We start from the raw sequence: 21,964 nt of genomic DNA, 5'->3' as shown, positions 1-21,964 counted from the left end.
TTTCCGAAACTCGGACCGGAGCATGGCCAAGGCCCGGCCTCAGCCGCGATTGTGGAAGTGGCTGAGGAAGGCCCGCGTCGCTTCGTGCTTCGGCTCACCGATCACGTCGCGAGCCGGTCCCTCTTCAACGATGACGCCGTCGCGCATGAAGACGACACGGTCGGCCACCTCGCGCGCGAACCCGATCTCATGCGTCACGATGATCATGGTCATGCCCTCTGCGGCAAGGTCGCGCATGACGCCCAGCACCTCTCCCACGAGTTCGGGGTCGAGCGCCGAGGTCGCTTCGTCGAAGAGCATCACCTCCGGCTCCATGGCCAGCGCACGCGCGATGGCGACGCGCTGCTTTTGCCCGCCCGAGAGCTTGTTCGGGAAAACATCGACCTTGTCGCTCAGACCCACCTTGGCGAGCAGCCTGCGCGCCAGCGCCTCGGCGTCCCGCTTCGGCATCGCCTTCACCGAGACCGGGCCTTCCATGACATTCTGCACCACCGTCATGTGCGGAAAGAGATTGAAGTGCTGGAAGACCATGCCGGTATTGGAGCGGAAGCGCGCCTGCTCACCGGTCGCCGGAAGCTTCGAACCGTCGCCGAAGGAGAAGCTGTCCCGGCCGATCCGGACGCGCCCGCCATCGGGCATCACCAGCAGGTTGAGGCAGCGGAGCAGCGTCGACTTGCCCGAGCCGGACGGGCCGATCAGCGCGACCACCTGGCCGGGCTCGACCGCGACATTGATATCGCGCAGCACGGTCAGGGCGCCGAAGCTCTTGCGCAGGCCGGAGACCTCGATCTTGTAGCTCATCGGCGCCTCCTCAATTGCTCTGGGCCAGGCGCTTTTCGGCCTGCTTGACGATCGCAGTCATGGGCAGCAGCACGATGACGTAGATCGCGGCGACGACGGTGTAGACCTCGAGCGCGCGATAGGTGTCCATCGCCGCCACCTGGCCCTGATAGAGGAGATCGGGCACGGCAAGCACCGAGACGAGCGAGGTGTTCTTGAACTGGATGATCGACTGATTCATCAGGGGCGGGATCATCCGTTTGATCGCCTGCGGCAGCACGATGCGACGCATGACCCGCGCCGGCGTCATGCCCAGCGCCATGCCTGCTTCCGTCTGGCCAGGATCGATCGAGACGATGCCGCCGCGGATCACCTCGGCGTAGAAGGAACCGCCATAGAGCGTCAGCGTCACGATCGAGGCGGTCAGCGCATCGAGCTTGATGCCGGTCACGATCGGCAGCGCGTAGTAGAACCAGAGCAGCAGCACGAGCAGCGGCGTCAGCCTGAACATCTCGATATAGGCCCAGGACAGCCAACGCAGCACCGGCGAGCGCGAGAGCTGGGCGATGCCGGCGACGAGCCCGACGATGAGGCCGAGCACGATCACCGCGATCGTGATGGCGATGGTGACGCCAGTCCCGCTCAGGAAGATCCAGCGATAGCTCCAGAGGATGTCGAAATTCCAGGTATAGGGCATGCCGAACCCCTGCAGCCGCCGCAGCGCGGCTGCAGGGGCAAAGCCGTTTGGAAATGAAACGAGGCTTCCCGCGACCAGGCGCGGGAAGCCGATGCGGTTGCGTCAGAGGGTGATGCCAGCCGGAATGTCTTCCGACTTCACGCCGACCTGCTCCAGGCTCTCGACCACCGCGCTGCGGACAAGGCCGAGCCCGCGTGCATAGCCGATCCAGGTGTTGACGAAGAACAGCCAGGTCTTGTCCACCTCGCGCCTGACCGCGGCGTTCGAGGTCGAGCCGAAGAAGGGCTGCGGCACGATCACCTTGCCGAGGGCGGCATCCGCCTTCACCGCGCGCACGCCGCCCATCCAGAAGATGCACTGCGCGTCGGTGCGCCCGGTGCGCAGCGCCAGCATCGCCTCGTTGATGGTCTTGAACCGCGTGATCTGCGCCTTGGGGCAGAGCAGCGTGGCGATCTGGTCATGCGCCGAGCCGAGGTCGACCGAGATCTTCACCTCCGGCTTGTTCATGTCGGCCCAGCTCTTGGGCTCGAAGCCGGGCCTGGCGACGACGACGAGCGCGCTGTCATAGGCCGGATTCGAGAAATCGACCGCCATGGCGCGCTTCGGTGTCGGGTTGAGACCGAACATGATGTCGATCTTGTCGGCCTGCAGATCGAGCACGGCATTGCCCCAGGTCGTCTCGACAAGTTCGAGCTCGACATCCATGTCCTTCGCCAGCGCGGCGCCGATCGTATAGAAATGGCCGCTCCACTTGCCACTGGCCGGGTCCTTGACGAACCACGGCGCACTCGACGTGACGGCGCCCAGCCGCAGTTTTTTGGCGGCGATGATGCGATCGAACGTGTTCTGCCCGGCGGCCTGCGCCTTGGCGCCGCTGGAAGCGAGCGTGATGGCGCCGGCGGCGACCGCGCCTGCACCGATGAGGCCTGCCAAATCCCTGCGTGTCGTCATGGTCTTCTCCCGGCTTTGCGAGGACGCGCCTCGTCCTGGTTGGTGAGGCAGGCATCCGCTTCCCCGGCGGATGTCCTTGACCCTGCGCCCCCTCACCGAAGGCCGCAGCGCATCCGTTTCGAGCGCTCACCTCGCCTTTGCGAGAAGGACGCCCGGATTCATCAAATTCTGCGGGTCGAACAGCGCCTTGACCTTGGTCATCAGCTCGTAGCGCAGCGGGTCGGCGAGGCGCTCCAGTTCTTCGGTGAGCTTGCGGCCGATGCCGTGCTCGGCGCTGAAGGTGCCGCCGAACCGTGCCGCGACATCGTGGATCGCCCGCTCGACATCGAGCGCGAAGGCCTCGGCATCAGGCAGCGCCGACCAGAATTCGCGGGTGAACATCAGGATGTAATGCACGTTGCCGTCACCGAGATGGCAGACGACCTCGGTCAGCGCCTGCGGAAACATCTCCGCGGCGACCTTGTCGGCGGCGGCGATGAAGGGGGCGACATCCGACGAGCGCACGGCGACGTCATGCGTGATGCTCACGCCTTCCTTCTTGTTCGCTTCCGAGACCGAATGGCGGATGTGCCAGAAATCGGCCGCCTGCTGCTCCGAGGTCGCGACGACCGCGTCAAGCACCTCGCCGGTCTCGAGCGCGGCGCCGACGACCTCTTCGAGAATGCCGGAAAGAGCCGTCGTCGCGTCCTCACTGCCGAGTTCGATCAGCACCGACCAGGCGGGGATTTCCGCGAAGGGGAAGCGCGCCCGCTCGGCGTGCTTGCGGACCAGCTCGAACTGCGATGCCGAGACCAGCTCGAAGGCCTGGATGTAGGAGCCGGCCCGGTCCTGAAGCGCTGCCAGAAGCGCGACCGCAGGCGCCGGGTCAGCGACAGCGACCCAGGCATGGGCGGTGTTCGGGGTCTGCGGATGCAGCCGCAGGGCCGCGCCCGTGACGATGCCGAGCGAACCTTCCGCGCCAATGAAGAGATGGCGCAGCATGTAGCCGGTATTGTCCTTGCGCAAAGCCGCGAGGTCGCTCAGCACGCGGCCGTCGGCCAGCACCACCTCGAGCCCCGCGACGAGATCGCGCATCGGCCCGTAGCGGACGACGCCAGTGCCTCCGGCATTGGTCGAGATCAACCCGCCGATCTGGGCGCTGCCCTCGCTGCCGAGATGCAGCGGGAACTGGCGGCCTGCCTGGGTCGCCGCATCGTGGAGGTCGCCGAGAACCACGCCGGCATCGACCGTGGCGATGCCGGTGGCGCGGTCGATGCCCCGGATGCGGTTCATGCGCCGCAGCGACAGCATGATGCCGGGCTTGTCGGCCCGGCCGCTTTCCGGCACCGCGCCGAAGCAGAGGCCGGTATTGCCGCCGACCGGAAAGACCGGCTGCTCCTGCGCGGCGCAAAGCGCGACGATGGCCGAAACCTCGGCCGTGGAAGCGGGCTGGACGATGGCAAGCGCATGCCCGCGCCGGCGCTGGCGCCAGTCGACGAGCCAGGGCTCCATCCCGGCTGGATCGGTGATCAGCCCCTTGTCGCCGACGATACCGCGAAGCGCTTCCAGCACGGCCGCTCTCCTCAGGCGAGGCTGATGGCTTTGGCCTGCGCCGCAGCGACCTTGAGCTTGGCCATGGTCTGGTCGCTCGGGCCCTGCAGCGGCAACCGCACGCCACCAACCGGCATGCCGGCCAGCGCCATGTATTCCTTGAGCGGACCCGGATTGGTCTCGACATAGATCGAGTCGACGACCGGATCGATCCTGTCCTGCAGCTTCAACGCCTCCTTGAGCTTGCCCTGGCGGGCGAGCTCGAAGATCTCGATCCAGATCTTCGGATAGATCGTCGCCGAGGCCAGCACGCCGCCACGCGCGCCGAGCGCGGTATGGGTCGCGAAGAGCGGCTCCTCTCCTGACAGGATCGCGATCTTTTCGCCGGCATATTTCACCGTGCGGATGAAGTCGGGCATGTCGTAGGAGGAATACTTCATGCCGATGATCGAGCCGTCCTCGGCCATCGCCTGGACGGTATCGGCAAAGGCGGAGACCGTCGTGCGGCGCGGGATCTGGTAAAGCATCACCGGCAGATCGAGCGCATCGCGATAACGCCGGAAATAGGCGCGCATGCCGTCCTGCGTCCCCGGCGCGTAATAGGGCGTCACGGTCATGACCGCGGCCGCACCGGCGGCCGCGAAGTCGCGGCCGGCTTCGAGCGCGTCCTCGAAGCCGGTCGAGAGCACACCCGGAATGACCGGCTTGTCGCCGGCGGCCTCGACACAGGCCGCGACGATCGTGCGGCGCTCGTCACGTGAGAATGCCGGATACTCGCCCGTGCCGCCGATCGGCACGATGCCGGCGGCGCCGGCCGCAAGCTGGAAGCGAACGAGTTGCTTCAGGCCCTCGACATCGACGGCTCCGTCGCCGGTCAGCGGGGTGACGATGGCCGTGTACAGGCCGCTCAACTGGTCGTGCGCAAGTGTCATGCGAAGCATCCCTGCCGCCGAGGCGATCGCCACGCCCGACCCCTCGCCGAGCATGCGCGGTTCATTGCCGGCGCATCATCGAAGCGAAGCCTCCTGCACAACAGGAATGCTGTCAACATAAAAATACATAAATGTCGTATCAGATAAATCCATGAACCAAACTGACCGACTTGGCTTTTCATCATGCAGCGGGAGGACTAAGACAGAAACAAGCGAACGAGGCGGCGGAGAGATGGCATGCCGGAACTTTCATGGGCTGAGCAGGGCGACGCGGCCGAGCCGCCCGAGCCCTCCCGCGACGCCGAGGAGCTGAAAGGCGTCGATGTCGGCGCCCGCCTGCTGAAGCTGCGCAAGAGCCGCCGCCTGACGCTGCAGGATGTCAGCGCACTCACCGGTGTCTCGGCTTCGGCCTTCTCGAAGATCGAACGCAACGAGCTGTCGCCGACGATCTCGACGATGCAGCGCATCGCCCACGGGCTCGAAGTGGAGCTGGTGACGCTGCTATCCGCCGATCAGGATAGCGCGGCGTTCGGTTTTCCCGGCCGCCGCAGCATCAGCCGGGCCGGCAGCGGCAGCAAACACGCCACCGGGACCTGCAATAACGTGCTGCTGTGCGCCGACCTGAAGAACAAGCGCGCGACGCCGATCCTGACCACGGTAACGGCGCGCTCGCCGGACGAGTACCCGACCTGGGCGAAATCGGACGCCGAGATCTTCGTGATGGTTCAGGAAGGGACGCTGATCGTTCACAGCCGCCTCTACGAGCCGCTTGAACTCAACAAAGGCGATTCGGTCTATTACGACGCGACGACCGAACATACCTGGACATCGAAGGGGCCGACCAATGCCGTCGTGCTCTGGGTTCTCGTGGATCTCTGACGCCTGGAGACCGCAAGCCGGGTTCCGACCGACCCCGCTTCCACCGCGCCTAAATCGCGTGTCTTTTACGAAAAATTCTGTCGCTTTGGAATTTTAAGCTTGCTACTGGAAAAATTCTTGGTTTAGCCTCTTCGTCAAGAGGGAAACCATGACGCAAACGACGCCAAAGGCGCAGTCACCCATCACGTCGGACGAGCCGGGCCTGCGGCTGCGCGACGTGAGCAAATCCTTCGGCAGCGTCGTCGCGCTCCAGCCCTCCTCCTTCGACGTTCCGGCCGGGACGCTTTGCGCCCTGCTCGGCCCCTCCGGCTGCGGCAAGACGACGACGCTTCGGATCGTCGCGGGCTTCGAACTGCCCGATGCGGGCCAGGTGCAGATCCGCGGCGAGGACCGGACCTACGATCCGCCGCAGCGTCGCAAGCTCGGCATGGTCTTCCAGAACTACAGCCTCTTCCCGCATATGACGGTGGCGCAGAACGTCGCCTTCGGGCTGCGCATGGCGCGGGTCAACCGGGCAGAGACCGAGACGCGCACGCGCCGGATGCTGGATATCGTGCATCTGCCGCAGCATGCGGATCGCTATCCGCATCAACTGTCGGGTGGCCAGCAGCAGCGCGTGGCGCTCGCGCGCTCGCTGGTGACCGAGCCCTCCATGCTGCTGCTCGACGAGCCGCTCGGCGCGCTCGACAAGAACCTGCGCGAGCAGATGCAGTTCGAGATCCGCCAGCTCCAGCGCGAAATCGGCATCACCACGCTGCTGGTCACCCATGACCAGGAAGAGGCGCTCACCATGAGCGACATGATCGTGGTGATGGACCGCGGGGCGATCCTGCAGACGGGCTCGCCGACTGAGGTCTACGAGCATCCGCGCACCCGCTTCGTCTCGGAATTCCTCGGCACGTCCAACATCATGGCCTGTACCGTCATGGGTCCGGACGCAGGCGGATTGCGGCTCCGGCTTCCCGGCGATGATGGCGGCCCCGGCTTCATCGTCGCCGACGCAGCAGGCCGCCCGGCCGGCGCAACGGCCCTCGTCGCCATCCGGCCCGAGCATCTGCGCATCGCGCCGGCGGCGGACGCGCCTGCGGATGCGCCGCGCGCAACGGTCTCCGGCCATGTCTTCCGCGGCGCCACCCATGTCTTCCAGCTACGGCGCCCCGGGCTCGACCGGCCGCTGATGGCCTATCGCCAGGTCACCGGCCCCGTCGGCGAGACGGCGCTGCCGGTCGGGGCCGACGTCGCCCTGTCCTGGCAGCCGGGCACAGCCCGCCTGCTCGAGGACGAGCCCGGGCGGGAGGGTGCGGCGTGAGCGCCGCCGCCGCACCGGTCCGCCGCCGTCGTCGCTCGCTTGGCGCCGGCCTCTGGCCCGTACTGCCGGCGGTCCTCTTCCTGCTGCTGTTCTTCCTGCTGCCGCTGGTGGAGAACGGCCTCCACAGCCTCTACGTCCCGGACGCCACCGGCAAACCGGTGCTTTCGCTGGGCTACTACGTCAAGCTCTTCACCGACGGCTATTATCTCGGCGTGCTCGCCCGCACGATCTGGGTGAGCCTGCTCGCCACGGTGATCTGCGTCCTGATCGGCTATCCCGTCGCCTATTTCATGGTCCGCCATGCCGGGCGCTGGAATGGCGTGATGATCTTTCTTCTGGTCGCGCCGCTGCTGACCTCGATCATCATGCGCACCTTCGGCTGGAACGTGATCCTCGCCCGCAACGGCGTGCTCAACAACACGCTGCAATCGCTCGGGCTGATCGAGCGCCCGCTGCGGCTGCTCCAGGACCCCTCCGCCGTCACGATCGGGCTCGTCCATGTGCTGGTGCCGTTCATGGTGATCTCGATCGCCGCGGTGCTGAAGGGCATCGACACGAGGCTGGAAGAGGCGGCGGAGCTGCTCGGCGCCAGCCGCTGGCGCACCTTCCGCGAGATCACCCTGCCGCTCAGCATCGACGGCATCGCGACCGGCGCCATCGTCGTCTTCATGCTGGCCAATGGCAGCTTCCTGACGATGCTGCTGCTCGGCGGCGGCAGCGTCGTGACCCTGCCGCTGCTGATCTACCAGCAGTTCCTGCTCGTCCAGAATCTCGGCTTCGCCGCGGCGATGGGCAATGTGCTGCTGGTGCTGGCGGTGATCTCGCTGTTCCTGCAACTGCGCCTGATCCGGCGGGACGGAGGTGCGCCATGACCGCGATCGCCCAGTGGCGCCGGTTCGAACGGCGCCTGCCGGCGCTGCTGCTGCTGGCCTTCGTCCTGCTCTTCTTCGCCTTCCTGCTGGCGCCGATCGTCTTCGTCGTGCTGGTTTCCTTCGCGGATTCCGAGATCGTCGCCTTTCCGATCACGTCCTATTCCCTGCGCTGGTACCACCGGCTGCTGGAATACCGGCCGCTGCTCGACTCGCTCTGGTTCAGCCTGAAGCTCGCCGGTGCCTCCGCCGCCCTCGCCGCGCTCTTCGGCGTGCCGGCCGCGCTGGCGCTGGCGCGCAGCCGCTCGGGCCTCGCCGACCTGGTCTCGACCTTCCTGCTGGCGCCGCTCTCGATCCCGATGATCCTGCTGGGCATCGCGCTGCTCTACAAGCTGTCGGCGATCGGGCTCGGCATCTCCTTCGCCTCGCTGCTGATCGCGCATACCGTCGTCTCGATCCCCTATGTCGTGCGGACGGTCGTCGCCGTCTATCGCGGCATCGGCCGCAATTACGAGGAAGCGGCCGCGATCCTCGGCGCCTCACGCCGCCAGATCTTCACCTATGTGACGCTGCCGCTGATCGGCTCCGGCATCTTCAGCGGCATGCTCTTCGCCGTGCTGATCTCGCTCGACAACCTGTCGCTCTCGCTCTTCTTCGGCAGCGCCCAGACCAGCACCCTGCCCGTGGTGATGCTGAGCTATCTGCAGAACCAGTTCGACCCCGCCATCGCCGCGATCGGAACGGTGCAGATGGCGATCGCGCTCGTCGTGCTGCTGCTGATCGAGCGCACCATCGGCCTGAAATTCATGAGTTCGCCGACGTGACGAGGCGTCTCGCCGCGCAACATCCATAAAAGGGGAGAATGACGATGAAGACGCTCACATCTTTCCAGCCGCTGCTGGCCATGGCCGGGCTCGCGCTGACGCTTGGCGCGCCGGCCCGGGCCGCAGACCTCACCGTCACCGCCTTCGGCGGCGTCTGGGAGAAGTCGCTGCGGACCTGCTATGTCGAGCCTTTCCAGAAGAAGACCGGCAAGACGGTCGACGTCGTGCTCGGCACCCCCGCGCAATGGGTCAACCAGGTCGCCGCCAACCCGGGCAAGCCGCCGATCGACGTGTTCCTGACGCTCATGGACGGAGCCGAGGACGCCAGGGCCCGCGGGCTCGTCGAGCCGATCGATCCGGCCAAGGTTCCCAATCTCGCCGATGTGCCGGATGTGCTGAAGCGCGTGGTCGGCGGCGATGCCGTGGTGCTGCACTACGGCGCGGCCGGGCTCGCCTATAACGAGGCGAAGATCAAGAACCCACCCAAGACCTGGGCAGAATTCATCGATCGTACGCTCAAGGGCGAGTGGCAGGCGGCCCTGCCCGGCATCAACGTCGCCAGCACGACGCCGACGGCGCTGATCTGGAACTTCAACGACATCCTCGGCGGCAAAGGCACCGACATCTCCCCGGCGATCGCCAAGATGAAGGCGCTGCGCGACAGCGGCAACGTGATCTTCTGGAACGACGTCAACCAGTTCCTGACCCAGATGCAATCCGGCGAGGCCGATATCGGGATCTACTGGGACGGGCGCGCCTGGGCGGCACGCGATGGCGGCTTCAAGGCGTTGAACTTCTATTATCCCGAGCCCGGCGGGGTCGTCAGCCCGACGGTCGTCCAGAAGGTCAAGAACGGCTCGCCGCTGGCATGGGAGTTCATCGACTTCGCCTTCTCGCCCGGGCCGCAATCCTGCTGGGCGGCGGCGATCCAGTACCCGGTCGCGAACGTGAAGGCGGAATACAATCCGCAGCAGGCCGCGCGGATGCCGAAAGTCGATACCGTGCGCTGGCCGCCCTTCGCCGAGATCCCTGGCGCGATGCCGAAATGGGTCGAGATCTGGAACAAGGAAATCGGCCGCTGAGCGCGCCACGAGGCCGCCGTTCAGGCGGCCCGACCTGATCCGCGGGCGTGGCGCCGGAGCGTGCGCTCGCATCCCAAGACCATCTGGAGGATTCCATGGGTTACCGCGTGGGCGTCGATATCGGCGGCTCGTTCACCGATTTCGCGCTGTTCGACGAGGAGACGCAGAGCCTCAAAACGCTGAAGACATTCTCGCGGCCCGACGAACCGGGCGCGGAAGTGATGGAAGGCCTCAGGCTGATCGGCGAGCGCTACGGCATCGCGCCCTCCGACATCTCCTACTTCACCCATGGGACGACGGTCGGCATCAACACGGTGATCCAGCGCAAGGGGTTGAAGCTCGCGCTGTTCACCACCGAGGGCTTTCGCGACGTGCTGGAAGTCGCGCGCCTCAAGATACCCGACATGTACAACCTGCTCTCGAAGCGCCCGGACCCGCTGATCCCGCGCAGCCGCGTCTTCGGCATCGGCGGCCGCCTGCGCGCCGACGGCACGCAGGACCGTCCGCTCGACGAGGACAGCGTCGCGCGGGCCGTCGAGGCCACCAGGGCCGCCGGCTGCGAGGGCATCGTCGTCTCGCTGCTGCATGCCTACCGCAATCCGGCGCATGAGGAAGCGGTCAAGGCGATCGCACAGCGCCTGGCGCCGGACATCCCGGTCTTCGCCTCCAGCGAGACCTGGCCGATCATCCGCGAATACGAGCGCACCATCACCGCGACGATCGGCGCCTATGTGCAGCCGCGCGTCTCGCATTATCTCGGCTCGCTGCAGGCGGCGCTGAAGACGGCCGGCGTCGCGCCCGAGCCGCGCCTGACCAAGTCCAATGGCGGGGTGATGACCGCCGAGCAGGGCAAGAGCGAATGCGTGCAGATGATCCTGTCGGGCACCGCATCGGGCGTCATCGGCGCCGCCTACGTCGCCGAGGTCTCAGGCATCAAACACTGCATGAGCCTCGACATCGGCGGAACCTCGGCCGACGTCGCCGTCATCGTCGATGGCCAACCGCAATACGGCGTCGGCGAGCTGATCGGCGAGTTCCAGATCTATATCCCCTCGGTATCGGTCTCCTCGATCGGCGAAGGCGGCGGCTCGATCGCCTGGGTCGATGGCCAGGGCGTGCTCAAGGTCGGCCCTGAAAGCGCCGGCTCGCGCCCGGGCCCGGCCTGCTACGGCCGCGGCGGCGAGCGCGCGACCATCACCGACGCCTTCGCGGCGCTCGGTCTCGTCGGCCTCTCGGAGATCGGCTATTCCGCGGTCACCATCGACCGCGCCAAGGCACGCTCCGTGGTCGGCGAGCTGGCGACCACGCTCGGTCGCAGCATCGAGGAGACCGCCGAGGCGATCATCCGCATCGCGGTCTCCGGGATGTATACCGATGTCAGCGCGCTGGTCTCCCGCTTCGGCATCGACCCGCGCGACTTCTCCTGTCTCGCCTTCGGCGGTGCCGGCCCGATGATGGCCTGCTTCCTGGCCCGCGAGCTCAACATGCGCGAGACGGTGGTGCCGCCGACGCCCGGCGTCCTCTCGGCGCTGGGCGGGCTGATCGCCGACATCAAGAACGACTTCATCAAGACGCTCTACAGCGATCTCCTGCCAGCAGCCGGCGCGACCATCCGCGACGAATTCGCCGCGTTGGAAAGCAAGGCGCGGATCTGGCTGGATGACGACCAGGGCTATGCCGGCGAGAGCCGCCTCCTCTACTCGGCCGAGATGCGCTATCGCGGCCAGTCCTTCGAGCTCGACACTCCGCTCGATCCGGCTGCGGTCGCGGCCGGCGACACCGCCGCGATGGCGCAGGCCTTCCATGCCGAGCACGAGCGGGTCTATGGCCACAGCGACCCGACGGCGGCCGTGCAGATCATCTCGCTGCGACTCGTCATCAGCGGGCGCACCGCCCGGCCAGAGTTCAAGCGCCATGCGCTGGTCTCGGAAGCCGCCGCGCCGCGACGCCATGCCGAGGTCTGGCTCGATGGCGCGTTGCGCAGCGTCGCGGTCTTCGCCCGCGTCGACCTGAAGCCCGGCCAGAGCTTCGCCGGCCCCGCCGTCGTCACCCAGGACGACTGCACCACGGTGGTGCCACCGAACATGACCGTGAGCGTCGACGCCTACGCCAACCTTCGCATCGTTCCGGAGACCCAGCCGTGAAACTCGACAAGACCACGCTGCAGGTCCTGGCCAATTACTGCGCCGCGGCCGCCGAGAGCATGGGCTGGACGCTGATGCGGACCGCCTACTCGACCTTCGTCAAGGAGACGGAGGACTTCTCCTGCCAGGTGCTCACCCGCGACGGCCTGACCGTCGCCTCGCCCAAGACCTTCGGCGCGACCTGGTACACCGGGCTCGACTATGGCGACGTGATCAAGCGCTTCGACTACGAAGAGGGCGATATCTGCATCACCAGCGACCCCTATGCCGGCCATGTCGCGACCCATACGCCAGACATCCATATGTGGAAGCCGGTCTTCCGCGACGGCGAGATCGTCTGCTTCGTCGGCAACCATATCCACAACACCGATGTCGGCGGCGCCGTGCCGGCGACCCTGTCGCGCACCCTGACGGAGATCCAGCAGGAGGGCCTGCGCATCCCGCCGATGCGGCTCATGCGCGGCGGCGTGCTCAACAAGGACCTGCTCGATATCATCGCCCACAACGTGCGCCTGCCGGAACAGAACTGGGGCGACCTCAACGCCCAGATCGCCTGTGCCAATGTCGGCGAGCGCAAGGTCCACGAAATCCTCGATCGCTTCGGCAAGGAGAATTTCGTCGCCGGCCTCGACCAGCTGCTCGACTATGCGGACAATCAGGCCCGCGCGGTGATCGGCGCGATTCCGGACGGCGAATATTTCTTCGCCGACTATGCCGATGAGGACCAGGCCGGCGGCTATCCGGTGCGCGTCGCCGTCACCCTGAAGATCCATGGCGATACACTGACGGTGGACTTCACCGGCTCCGACCCGCAGCTCGCCTCCTCGCTCAACATGCCGACCGGCGGCAAGGAGCGCCATGCGCTGGTGACGGTCGGCACCGTCTACGCGCTCTATTGCCTCGACCCGACGATGATGCTGAACGCCGGGTTGATGCGCCCGACACGGGCGATCCTGCCGGAGGGCACCGTCGTCAACGCGGTGGCGCCGGCTGCCGTCGGCATGCGCAGCTTGCTTTGCAATCTCGCCCAGACCGTAACGATCGGCGCCTTCTGCCGGGCCTTGCCGGACCGCATGCCGGCTTCGCCCGGCAGCGCGGTGACGCTGATGAACGTGAAGACCAGCACACGGGCCGGCCAGCCGATCATGGCCTCGATCGGCCCGGTCGGCGGCGGCGCCGGTGGCAGCGCGATCGGCGACGGAGCGGACGGCAGCGGCGCCAATCTGTCCTTCCTGAAGAACACCCCGGTGGAGATCAGCGAAGCCGAGATCCCGGTGCAGATTCGTCGTTACGGCCTCGTCCCCGATTCCGGTGGACCGGGCGAATACCGCGGCGGCACCGGCCTGGAAATGGAGTTCCAGCTCGACCAGCCGCAATCAATGGTGACGGCGCGCAACCGCGATCGCTCGGTGTTCTCCGCCTGGGGCCTGCGCGGCGGCCGTGCCGGCGCTGTCTCGCGCTTCATCAAGAACCCCGGCACGCCTCAGGCGATCGATCTGGGCTCGCAGGACGTGGTGAAATGCGACCCGGGTGACATCATCCTGATCCAGGGGCCGGGTGCCGGGGGCTACGGCTCGCCGCTCGATCGCCCGGCCGGGAAGGTCCTCGCCGATATCCGCAGCGGGCTGGTTTCGTCCGAGCGGGCCCGCAGCGACTATGGCGTGGTCACCACCGGGCAAGGTACGCTCGACGACGCCGCCACGGCTTCGCTTCGGCAGAGCCTGCGCAGCGACGCCGATACGGCCGAGTTCGGCCACGGCGCTGGTCGGAAAGCCTTCGAGGCCGTCTGGACACCGCAGCGTTATGCAGCGCTGACGCGCATCTTGAGCGAGGTTCCGGTAACCTGGCGCTATTTCGTCAAACACGAGATCTTCCGCCGCCTGCCACACCCCCCGGCCTCGGGCAGCGATGGCGCGGCAGACGTCGTTCAGGCTTATGCCGAAGTGGCCGATCGCTTCACGGATCTTCCCAGGGTGGCCTGAGGACATTCTCGATCCAGCCCGATCGGCGACGCTTTTCGGGCTGGTGCATTCTTGAGAAGACGCCGCACGAGTGCCGATGCGAAGGCGTCGCGGGTGCGCAGGCGATCTCGATCCGACTTCAGCAGGCCGGCACCGCGGTCGACGTCGCCACCATGCGCGATGTCGATGCCCGTCGCCGCGAGGGCCGCGCCGAGTTCAGAAGATCAAACCAAGGGAGAAGGGAATGGCCGCACTTTGAAAAGTGTAGCAGCCGGTGAGCTTTCGCGAGCGAATCCCCTGCCCTGTTGACCTTCGATCACCCGCACGCGACGGCCGATGACACCCTGTCATCGCATGTCCTGTCCAGGTTGGTGGGCCGGGCCGGATCAATTTGCGAACGCCTATGCGATTGAAATGCTGGCCTAATTCTCAGTTGCCCATCCTTGGCTATCTGATCCCTAAGCGGCTTGATGATGGACTGGAGCGCCTCCTGCACCTTGCTGACCAATGAGGACGTGCTGGCAGTCAAGGTTTTCCTCTTCTCGCCAAACCCGTCAGGCAGCAAACCAAGCCGAACGCCTTCGCCCTCCCGTATGCCGAGCGCGTGTTGCAAGTGAAAGCCGCCCGTCAACGGCCAAGCGCGACCGCTTCCCACGACGGTCATCGCCCACGCGCTGTGACTGTATTTCCGCTTCTCCTTTCATAAATCGCCCCGAACGCCGGTATCTCAAAGTCGTTCGTATCGAGATAATGAGCAGGACACCGCTATGGGGGTTGCCCAGCATCGTTGCTTGTCGCTCCTATGCATGTACTCTTGGCACCCTGAGGATCGTAGCGATGACGATTGAACGAGCCGAAAGCCTCGACCGTCGCGATTTTATGATCGCGGCAACGGTCAGCGCGGCCGTGGCGCTGAAGGCGGAGCAGGCACAGGCGCAATCTGCCGCGGTAGCGCCGACGGCTTCTCCCAGCGCAGGATCGGGCACCGTCTATACGGGCGATATCATCGACGGCAAGCGCGTGATCAGCGCCCTCGATGTCGCGGACCTCGCGCCCGGCAAGCACAGCTTCTACTTCCAGGGCGTTCAGATGCCGACGGGCCAGCATTGGTACGTGTCGGTGATGGTGGCCAAGGGCGCCGCCCCCGGCAAGCGGCTCGGGCTGATCAGCGGCATTCACGGCGATGAGATGAGCCCGATGCACACCGTCCAGTCCGTGATGAGGCAGCTCGAACCGGCCGGGATGTCCGGAACGGTGCTGGCCGTGTTCGACGTCTCGCGCCCCGCGATCGAAGGGATGGAGCGGCGCTGGCCGAGTTCCGGGCGCGGGATCGACCTCATCGATATCAACCGGCTGTTTCCCGGCAACGAAAACGCCCCCGACGCACCGAGCCGCCATGCGGGCCTGGTGTTCAATCGGTTGCTCCGCGCGAATCTCGATTACGGCATCGACTTCCATACCGCCGCGACGGGAATGGACATGACGGCGTTCCATCTCGCGCGCATGGATCTGCCCGAAGTCAAGGCGATGGCCGAGCTCTACCCGATCGAGCAGATTTTCGACAATCCCGCCTATCCCGGACTCCTGGCAAATGCGCTGATCGCGGCCGGCATTCCGGCCTTCACGCCCGAGATCGGCCGGCCGCGCGTGTTCGATCACGAGATGATCGCGCTCTTCGTCGAAGGGACGATGAACGTCCTCAAGCATCACGGCATCGTCGCCGGGGCCATCGGCAGGACGGGCAAGGATTCGAACGTCTTCGTCGCCGACGGCATGCTGCCGGTCGTCACGAACAGAGGCGGTTTCGTCGAGCTTCTGGTCAAGCTCAACCAGGCGGTCGAAGCCGGGCAGAAGGTCGCGGTCCAGCGCAACACCTTCGGGGAGGTGGTCGCGGAATATACGGCACCGCGCAGCGGCAAGGTCGGCGCCCGCAGGACCGACGCCACGGCCGAGGCGGGTACGCCGATCGTATTCATGCTGTTCGATAGTGCTCAAGCGGTCGGCGGCGACGTGGTCGTCGAATGAGCGAAGGCTGCAAGGCGGCCTGACCGGCAAACGGGAGAGAGACGATGCTGAGACTCGGCCAGAAATACGGGCATCTGGCTCGTCGCACTGGATGCGGTTGCCTCAGCCCCGATCTGCACGCAGCGTCCAGTCGCCTCGACCTGCTGTCGCGGCGCGGCCTGCTCGCGAGTGCCGCCGCCGCCGCTTTGTCCGGCGTGCTGCCTGGGCGCTTATCCGCGCAGACGGCCGCGCCGCCCACCAGGATTCTCTTTCGCGAAGCGCGGCTTTTCGACAGCGCCTCCGGCAAGGTGAGGGAGGGCGCGCAGGTCCTGGTCGAGAACAACAGGATCGCCTCGGTCGATTTCACCAACGCTCCCGCGCCGAGCGGAGCGACCGTGATCGGCTGCCGCAACGGTGTGCTCACCCCCGGCCTGATCGATGCGCACTGGCATACGATCTTCGCCGCCGTGCCGCTTCCCATCCTGCTGAATGGCGATCCCGGCATCATCTACGCCGCGTCGACTGCCGAGGCCAATCGCACGCTGCTGCGTGGTTTCACCACGGTTCGAGATCTCGGCGGCCCCGTCTTCTCCTTCAAGCAGGCGATCGATGCCGGCATGACCCCCGGTCCGCGCATTTTCCCGTCCGGTGCGATGATCACCACATCCGGCGGGCATGGCGACCTCAGGCTGCCGAGCGAAATCCCGCGCGATGGCGCCCGATTGAGCAAGGGCGAACTGATAGGAGGCGCCGCGATCGTTGACAGCATCGGCGACCTGCAGATGCGCATTCGCGAGCAGTTGCTGCAGGGCGCATCGCAGATCAAGCTCGTGGGCGGGGGCGGCGTGTCGTCGCCGCGCAGCCCGCTCGATATTCTTACCTTCAGCGAGGACGAACTGCGTGCCGCGGTCGCCGTAACGCAGGACTGGAATACCTACGCGACGGTGCACGCCTATACCTCTCGCGCCGTCCGCCGCGCATTGGCCGCCGGCGCGATGTCGATCGAACACGCCCATCTTGTCGATGAGGACACGGCGCGGATGATCGCCGAGAAGGGTGCCTGGCTCAGCATGCAACCCTTCCTGACCATGGAAGACGCGGCCACGCAGACGGGGCCGGCGGTCGAGCGCATCGAACAGCTTTTTGCCGGGACGCCGCGGATCTATGGCTTCGCCCGCAAGTTCGGCATCAAGACCGCTTGGGGCTCGGACGTCCTGTTTTCGCCTGAACTGGCCCCTCGCCAGAACATCATGCTCACGCATTTGAGCAACTGGTACAGCAACGCCGAAATCCTGCAGATGGCGACCTCGGGGAATGCCGAGCTGCTGCAACTGTCGGGCCTTCGTAATCCCTACCCGGGCAAGATCGGCGTTCTCACGGAAGGGGCTTTGGCGGACCTTCTTGTGGTAGCAGGCAATCCGATCGACGACATCCGACTGCTTGAAGATCCGCATAAGAACTTTGCCGTGATCATGAAGGACGGCCGGTTCCACAAGAACCTGTTGTGAAGTGATCGATTCGGCTCTGGAACATGCGCTGCCGTGGTTTTCTCGCAGGTCAGAGCCGAGAGTGAGCCCGAGCGTCCAACAGAGTGCGAACCAGGGAGCAAATGACGAGCGAATCCGAAACAGTCATCCTGCTTCATGGTCTCGCACGAAGCAGATCGTCACTTCTGCTCATCGAAAAGCTGCTTTCGGCTGTTGGCTACAACGTCATCAACGAAACCTACGATTCAACGGACCATGCGATAGAAGGCCTGCTGAGCCACGTCGAGAACGCCGCCCGAAGCTGCAACGGGGAGCGGATGCATTTCGTAACCCATTCGATGGGAGGCATCCTCCTGCGTGCATGGCTACGGCAGAACCGTCCGCGCGAGCTCGGGCGCGTCGTGATGCTGGCCCCGCCCAATCACGGCTCGGAACTGGTGGATGGGCTCGGTCGCCTGCCGGCTTTCGAGCTGATCAACGGACCCGCCGGCCGACAGCTCGGAACGGACCCGGACAGCCTGCCCAACTCCCTGCCCAAGGCAGATTACGAGCTGGGCATCATCGCCGGAACACTCTCGCTCAACCCGCTCCTGTCGCATTTCTTCGCCGGCCCGAACGACGGCAAGGTCTCCGTGGAGAGCACGAAGCTCGATGGCATGACCGATCACATCGTCTTGCCGGTGACCCATACCTTCATGATGAACAACCCGCTGGTCGTCGCCCAGGCGGTGACCTTCATCAGGACCGGGCGCTTCAACCACGACCTGACGATGTCGGAGCTCGCCCGAAACGTCGCAGCCTATCTTCAGGGCGAGAAAAGCGGCTTCTGAAGCCTTGGTTCGGCGCGCTCGGGCGCGACACTCTTGCCGCCCCGGCGGTCAGCCCCCGCGATTGTCGTAGGGGCCCTCCTCTCCGTCCCGATCGTCGGTCCTGCGCTGAGCTTTTTCCAGGAGATGCCGCTTCAACGAAGCCAGACTTTCCTGCGACCAGTTCCGGATATCGGCAACCGCGACCCAGGCATCGACATAGTGCTGGGGGGCATAGACGTGTCCGTAGCCCATCGGCGTCCGCGTCGCGAAAGCCATGTCGAGCGCGAGTTGCAGACCCGTCACGATCGGATACCAGCGGAACTCCGGGGAAATATCCGGGCCGCGCACCGGCTCGAGCCAGGCGGGCCGCCGGAAGAAGGAGTTCCGGTCGAAGAAGGTGACCGCGTCGCTGGCATATTGGAGATAGACGATCCGCAGGACGCCCCAAGGCGTTTCGGGGGTCACGCGCGGACCCTCCTGGTTCATGAAGCGGACGAAGCGACCGTCACGATATTCAGGAAGCCAGGCGGGGGAGCCGGGATTGCGCCGATCCGTGATGCTGCGCCAGAAGCGGCTGCCGAAGGGAGGGCCGCTCCACAAGGCGCCGTCGACCGGGTCGCCGATCATGTCGAGCAGCTCGACCGAGCGCTCCGAATTCATCGAGCCAAGGCTCAGCCCGTGCAGATAGAGCCGTGGCCTGCGGTCCTTGGGCAAGCCCGTCCAATAGCCGTACACCTCGGCGAACAATGCCTGCGCCGCCTCCGAGCCATATTCGGGCTGGGCCAGCAGCGACAGCGGGCTCGACAAATAGGAGTACTGCAGTGCCACGCTGGCGACGTTGCCGTCGCCGAGATATTCGATCGGGGCGATGGCGGAGGGGTCGACCCAGCCGGTGCCGGTCGGCGTTATCACGACGAGGATCGCGCGCTCGAAGGCGCCGGCGCGCTTTAGCTCCTCCAACGCCAACCGTGCCCGCGCCTGCGCAGATCCGGCGGCCCGCAGCCCGACATAGAGCCTGATGGGCTGCGAGGCGGGCCTGCCTGTCATCGCCGCAATCTCGGCCGTGCTCGGCCGCGAGGCTACGAATTCCCGGCCCGCACGCCCCAATTCCTGCCATTTCACAAGCGAGGCGGCACTTCCCGACTGGAGCGGATCGATCGGTTGCGGGCTGGTCGGCTCGATCAGGGCGTCGCGCTCGCGGAAGGAGGAATCGAGCATGCGAAAGCTGATGCGGACCAGGAAACCATTCGCCAGCGTCCACAGCAGCAGCGTCGTGATCGTGAGGCCAGCGGCCAAGGCGACGCGCCGCGGCATGAAGCGCAGCGGTCGCCGCGCCAGGAACAGGGCGACAAGCCTGAACAGCCGCCCAAGAGCCAGCAGCACGGCGAAGGTCGCGAGCGCGATCAGGCTGACCTGAAGCGGATGGGCGCTGTCGATCGGCTCCATCGCCATCACCTTGCGGATGGAATTCTGCCACCCCGCAGCGTTGGCCAGAAAGATCACGGCCACCGGCAGGCAGACGCAGGCGATGACGATATTGCCGATGCGCCGCATGCGCTCGTTCGGCTCTGGCATCTCCAGATACGCCCAAAACCAGCGCCAGGCCGTACCGAGACCGTAGCCGATGGCAAAGCAGACTCCTCCAAGAACCCCTTGGGTCAGAGCAGTGCGCGGAACGAGCGTCGGGGTCAGCGAAGCCGCAAACAGGAACGTGCCCAGAGCCAGTCCGATACCGGACAGGTTACGGCTCCAGCGCAGCGGAAGGAGAAGCATTCTCGTGCGATAGCCTGTCATCTTACCTGCCGAAAATGGGATCTGCTGCGTTCAACCAGCCGGTTGGGGTCCATAGCCGGCCTCGGAGAGCAAGTAGGTGAAGGCGGCGACATTCAGAAGCGCCAGACCAGCGGCACGTAGAATACGGCCATGACGAAGAACCAGAGCATCAGCGGCGCTCCGAGCTTCCAGTAGCTGTTGAAGCTGTAGCCGCCCGGCCCCATCACCATCATGTTGGTCGCGGTCGCGATCGGCGTCAGGAACGAGGCCGAGCCGGCAATGCACAGGCTCATCAGCACCGGGCGCGGTGAGACGCCCAGGCCCGCGGCGGCCGCCATGGCGATCGGAATGACCAGCATCGTCGTCGCCGTGTTGCTCATGACCTGGCCGAGGCTCGCGGTCAGCACGAAGAGGCCGCCGAGGAAGACGAAGGGGCCTGCTCCACCCGTCAGCGTCACCAGCTGGTCGGCCACCACCTTGGCCGCCCCCGACTGCACCATCGCCGTGGAGAGCGGCATCATCGCCGCGATCAGGATCACCGTCGTCCAGTTGATCGCGCGATAGGCCTGCTCCACGGTCATGATGCCGGCGAGGACCAGGGCACCGGCGCAGATGAGTCCGGCCACCGCAGGCGGCAGGATGCCCGTCGCGAGCATCGCGACGAGGCTGGCCAGCACGGCGAGCGTCACCCCGGCGCCGGCCCCCATCGGCACCGCCTGGCGCCGGACCAGATCGGGCGAGTTGACGACGAGCACGTCGGGGTCGTCGAGGCGCAAATCCAGCGCCTCCCAGGTCCCTTCGAGAAGCATGGTGTCGCCGGCAAGCAAGGTCTCGCCCGGCTCGACGTCGACGCCGGCTCGCTGCACGGCCAGCACGACGAGATCGCCGCTATCGGTCACCATGCCCGGGAACAGCGCGCGGCCGATCAAGGCCGAGCGCGGCGGGATCACCACCTCGGCGAGGCCGGAACGGCGACTGAACAATCCCGGCTGCGCCCCCTCCTCGCGCAAGGCCAGATGCTTGTCGGCAGCCAGCGTCGCGATCGCCTCTGCATCGCCGCGTACGAGCAGGTAATCACCCTTGGAGACCGCCGGGGCTCGTAGCGGCGTCCGCGTTTCCCCCGCCTGTACGGCCATGAGGTTGAGCCGCCCGGCCGACCCGACATCGATCTCGTCGGGTGGGATGCCGACATAGGTGGAGGTCGACCGCACGCGCAGCCGGAAGACGCCGTCGCTCAGCCCGTAATGCTCGACGAGGGTCTGGGCGTGCCGGCTGAAGTCGGCCGGCAGCCGCGCGCTGCTCTGCTGCGGCAACAGGCGCTTGCCCAGCAGCAGGATGATCGCGATGGTCCCGACCAGAAGCGGCAACCCGGCCAACGCGAACTCCGCGAAGGCGAAGCCGGGGAGCCCCGCATCCTCCAGCGCCTCCGACACCAGGATATTCTTCGGCGCCCCGGTCAGTAGCAGGTTCGCGCCGGCATGGGAGGCGAAGGCGAGCGGCATCAGGAGCTGCGCCGGCGATTGGCGCAGGCGGACCGCCGCCATGACCGCGACCGGCATCAGCGCCGCGACCGCGCCGCTGCCGCTGATGAAGGCACTCAGACAACCGGCCGCGACCATGATGATGACCAGCAGCCGTGTCAGCCCTTCGGTTCCCGCCTTCGCGATCAGGTACTGTCCGGCCCAGGCGGTGATGCCCGTTCTTTCGAGCGCAGCGCTGACAATGAAGAGACTGGCAACGAAGAGGGCGGCGCGGTCGCCGAAGCCGGCGAAGGCTTGGTCGAGCGTGACCACGCCCGTCGCCCACAGCGCCAGCGCCGCGCCGATCGCGACCACGACGACCGGCAGCCTGTTCCAGGTGAACAGCACGATCGCGGCCATGGTGACGAGGGCGGTGCTCTGGATCGGTGCCACGTCGAGGCCTCCTGCCGCCC

Annotated in this window: 17 protein-coding genes; 10 read left to right on the top strand and 7 right to left on the bottom strand. The window is 66.2% G+C overall.

Features of this window, described 5'->3' with window-relative positions; genetic code table 11:
• Positions 1-39: 39 nt before the first annotated feature.
• From ACWIEX_RS08835 to dapA, 5 genes are all read right to left on the bottom strand, one after another.
• The gene (locus tag ACWIEX_RS08835) at positions 40-801 is read right to left on the bottom strand and encodes an amino acid ABC transporter ATP-binding protein (protein ID WP_454032690.1); all 762 of its coding nucleotides are present in this window, start codon (positions 799-801) and stop codon (positions 40-42) included.
• A gap of 10 nt (positions 802-811) precedes the next feature.
• Entirely contained in the window at positions 812-1,477 is a 666-nt protein-coding gene (locus ACWIEX_RS08830; RefSeq protein ID WP_454032689.1) for an amino acid ABC transporter permease, read from the bottom strand.
• A gap of 102 nt (positions 1,478-1,579) precedes the next feature.
• Positions 1,580-2,428, bottom strand: a complete 849-nt coding sequence (locus tag ACWIEX_RS08825; RefSeq protein WP_454032688.1) for a transporter substrate-binding domain-containing protein — start codon at positions 2,426-2,428, stop codon at positions 1,580-1,582.
• Between the two features lie 126 nt (positions 2,429-2,554).
• Positions 2,555-3,979 carry an FAD-binding oxidoreductase gene (locus tag ACWIEX_RS08820; protein ID WP_454032687.1) on the bottom strand — a complete coding sequence of 475 codons (1,425 nt, stop codon included), beginning with the start codon at positions 3,977-3,979 and terminating at the stop codon, positions 2,555-2,557.
• Between the two features lie 11 nt (positions 3,980-3,990).
• Positions 3,991-4,890, bottom strand: coding sequence for a 4-hydroxy-tetrahydrodipicolinate synthase (gene dapA / locus ACWIEX_RS08815; protein ID WP_454032686.1), 900 nt, complete (start codon positions 4,888-4,890; stop codon positions 3,991-3,993).
• A 237-nt stretch (positions 4,891-5,127) separates the two neighbouring features.
• Here dapA and ACWIEX_RS08810 point away from each other — a divergent pair, with 237 nt between their 5' ends.
• The 10 genes from ACWIEX_RS08810 (at position 5,128) to ACWIEX_RS08765 (ending at position 18,279) form a co-directional block, all read left to right on the top strand.
• On the top strand, positions 5,128-5,769 hold the full coding sequence (locus ACWIEX_RS08810) for a helix-turn-helix domain-containing protein (RefSeq protein ID WP_454032685.1): 642 nt from the start codon (positions 5,128-5,130) through the stop codon (positions 5,767-5,769).
• A 148-nt stretch (positions 5,770-5,917) separates the two neighbouring features.
• On the top strand, positions 5,918-7,078 hold the full coding sequence (locus tag ACWIEX_RS08805; protein WP_454032684.1) for an ABC transporter ATP-binding protein: 1,161 nt from the start codon (positions 5,918-5,920) through the stop codon (positions 7,076-7,078).
• Complete coding sequence (locus tag ACWIEX_RS08800; protein WP_454032683.1) at positions 7,075-7,950, top strand: ABC transporter permease; 876 nt, start codon at positions 7,075-7,077, stop codon at positions 7,948-7,950. Before ACWIEX_RS08805 ends, ACWIEX_RS08800 begins: the two co-directional genes overlap by 4 nt.
• Positions 7,947-8,771 (top strand): ABC transporter permease, encoded by an 825-nt coding sequence (locus tag ACWIEX_RS08795; RefSeq protein WP_454032682.1) that lies wholly within the window; start codon positions 7,947-7,949, stop codon positions 8,769-8,771. Before ACWIEX_RS08800 ends, ACWIEX_RS08795 begins: the two co-directional genes overlap by 4 nt.
• A 44-nt stretch (positions 8,772-8,815) precedes the next feature.
• Positions 8,816-9,853 (top strand): extracellular solute-binding protein, encoded by a 1,038-nt coding sequence (locus tag ACWIEX_RS08790; RefSeq protein ID WP_454032681.1) that lies wholly within the window; start codon positions 8,816-8,818, stop codon positions 9,851-9,853.
• A 95-nt stretch (positions 9,854-9,948) separates the two neighbouring features.
• Positions 9,949-11,997, top strand: coding sequence for a hydantoinase/oxoprolinase family protein (locus tag ACWIEX_RS08785; protein ID WP_454032680.1), 2,049 nt, complete (start codon positions 9,949-9,951; stop codon positions 11,995-11,997).
• The gene (locus ACWIEX_RS08780) at positions 11,994-13,979 is read left to right on the top strand and encodes a hydantoinase B/oxoprolinase family protein (RefSeq protein WP_454032679.1); all 1,986 of its coding nucleotides are present in this window, start codon (positions 11,994-11,996) and stop codon (positions 13,977-13,979) included. Before ACWIEX_RS08785 ends, ACWIEX_RS08780 begins: the two co-directional genes overlap by 4 nt.
• 816 nt (positions 13,980-14,795) lie before the next feature.
• Positions 14,796-15,983, top strand: a complete 1,188-nt coding sequence (locus ACWIEX_RS08775; RefSeq protein WP_454033485.1) for a M14 family metallopeptidase — start codon at positions 14,796-14,798, stop codon at positions 15,981-15,983.
• Between the two features lie 44 nt (positions 15,984-16,027).
• Positions 16,028-17,470 carry a metal-dependent hydrolase family protein gene (locus ACWIEX_RS08770; protein WP_454032678.1) on the top strand — a complete coding sequence of 481 codons (1,443 nt, stop codon included), beginning with the start codon at positions 16,028-16,030 and terminating at the stop codon, positions 17,468-17,470.
• Positions 17,471-17,571: 101 nt separating this feature from the next.
• Positions 17,572-18,279 carry an alpha/beta hydrolase gene (locus ACWIEX_RS08765; protein WP_454032677.1) on the top strand — a complete coding sequence of 236 codons (708 nt, stop codon included), beginning with the start codon at positions 17,572-17,574 and terminating at the stop codon, positions 18,277-18,279.
• 48 nt (positions 18,280-18,327) lie between these two features.
• On the opposite strand, the gene ACWIEX_RS08760 is transcribed toward ACWIEX_RS08765, so the two are convergent.
• A complete protein-coding gene (locus tag ACWIEX_RS08760; RefSeq protein ID WP_454032676.1) occupies positions 18,328-20,031 on the bottom strand; it encodes an alpha/beta hydrolase in 1,704 nt (567 codons plus the stop codon).
• A gap of 113 nt (positions 20,032-20,144) precedes the next feature.
• Positions 20,145-21,944, bottom strand: coding sequence for an SLC13 family permease (locus ACWIEX_RS08755; RefSeq protein WP_454032675.1), 1,800 nt, complete (start codon positions 21,942-21,944; stop codon positions 20,145-20,147).
• Positions 21,945-21,964: the final 20 nt, after the last annotated feature.

It is taken from the genome of Allobosea sp. NPDC055353 (genome assembly GCF_053644975.1).
The sequence above is the reverse complement of the archived record's forward strand: the minus strand, read 5'-3'. Positions and strand labels throughout refer to the sequence as shown.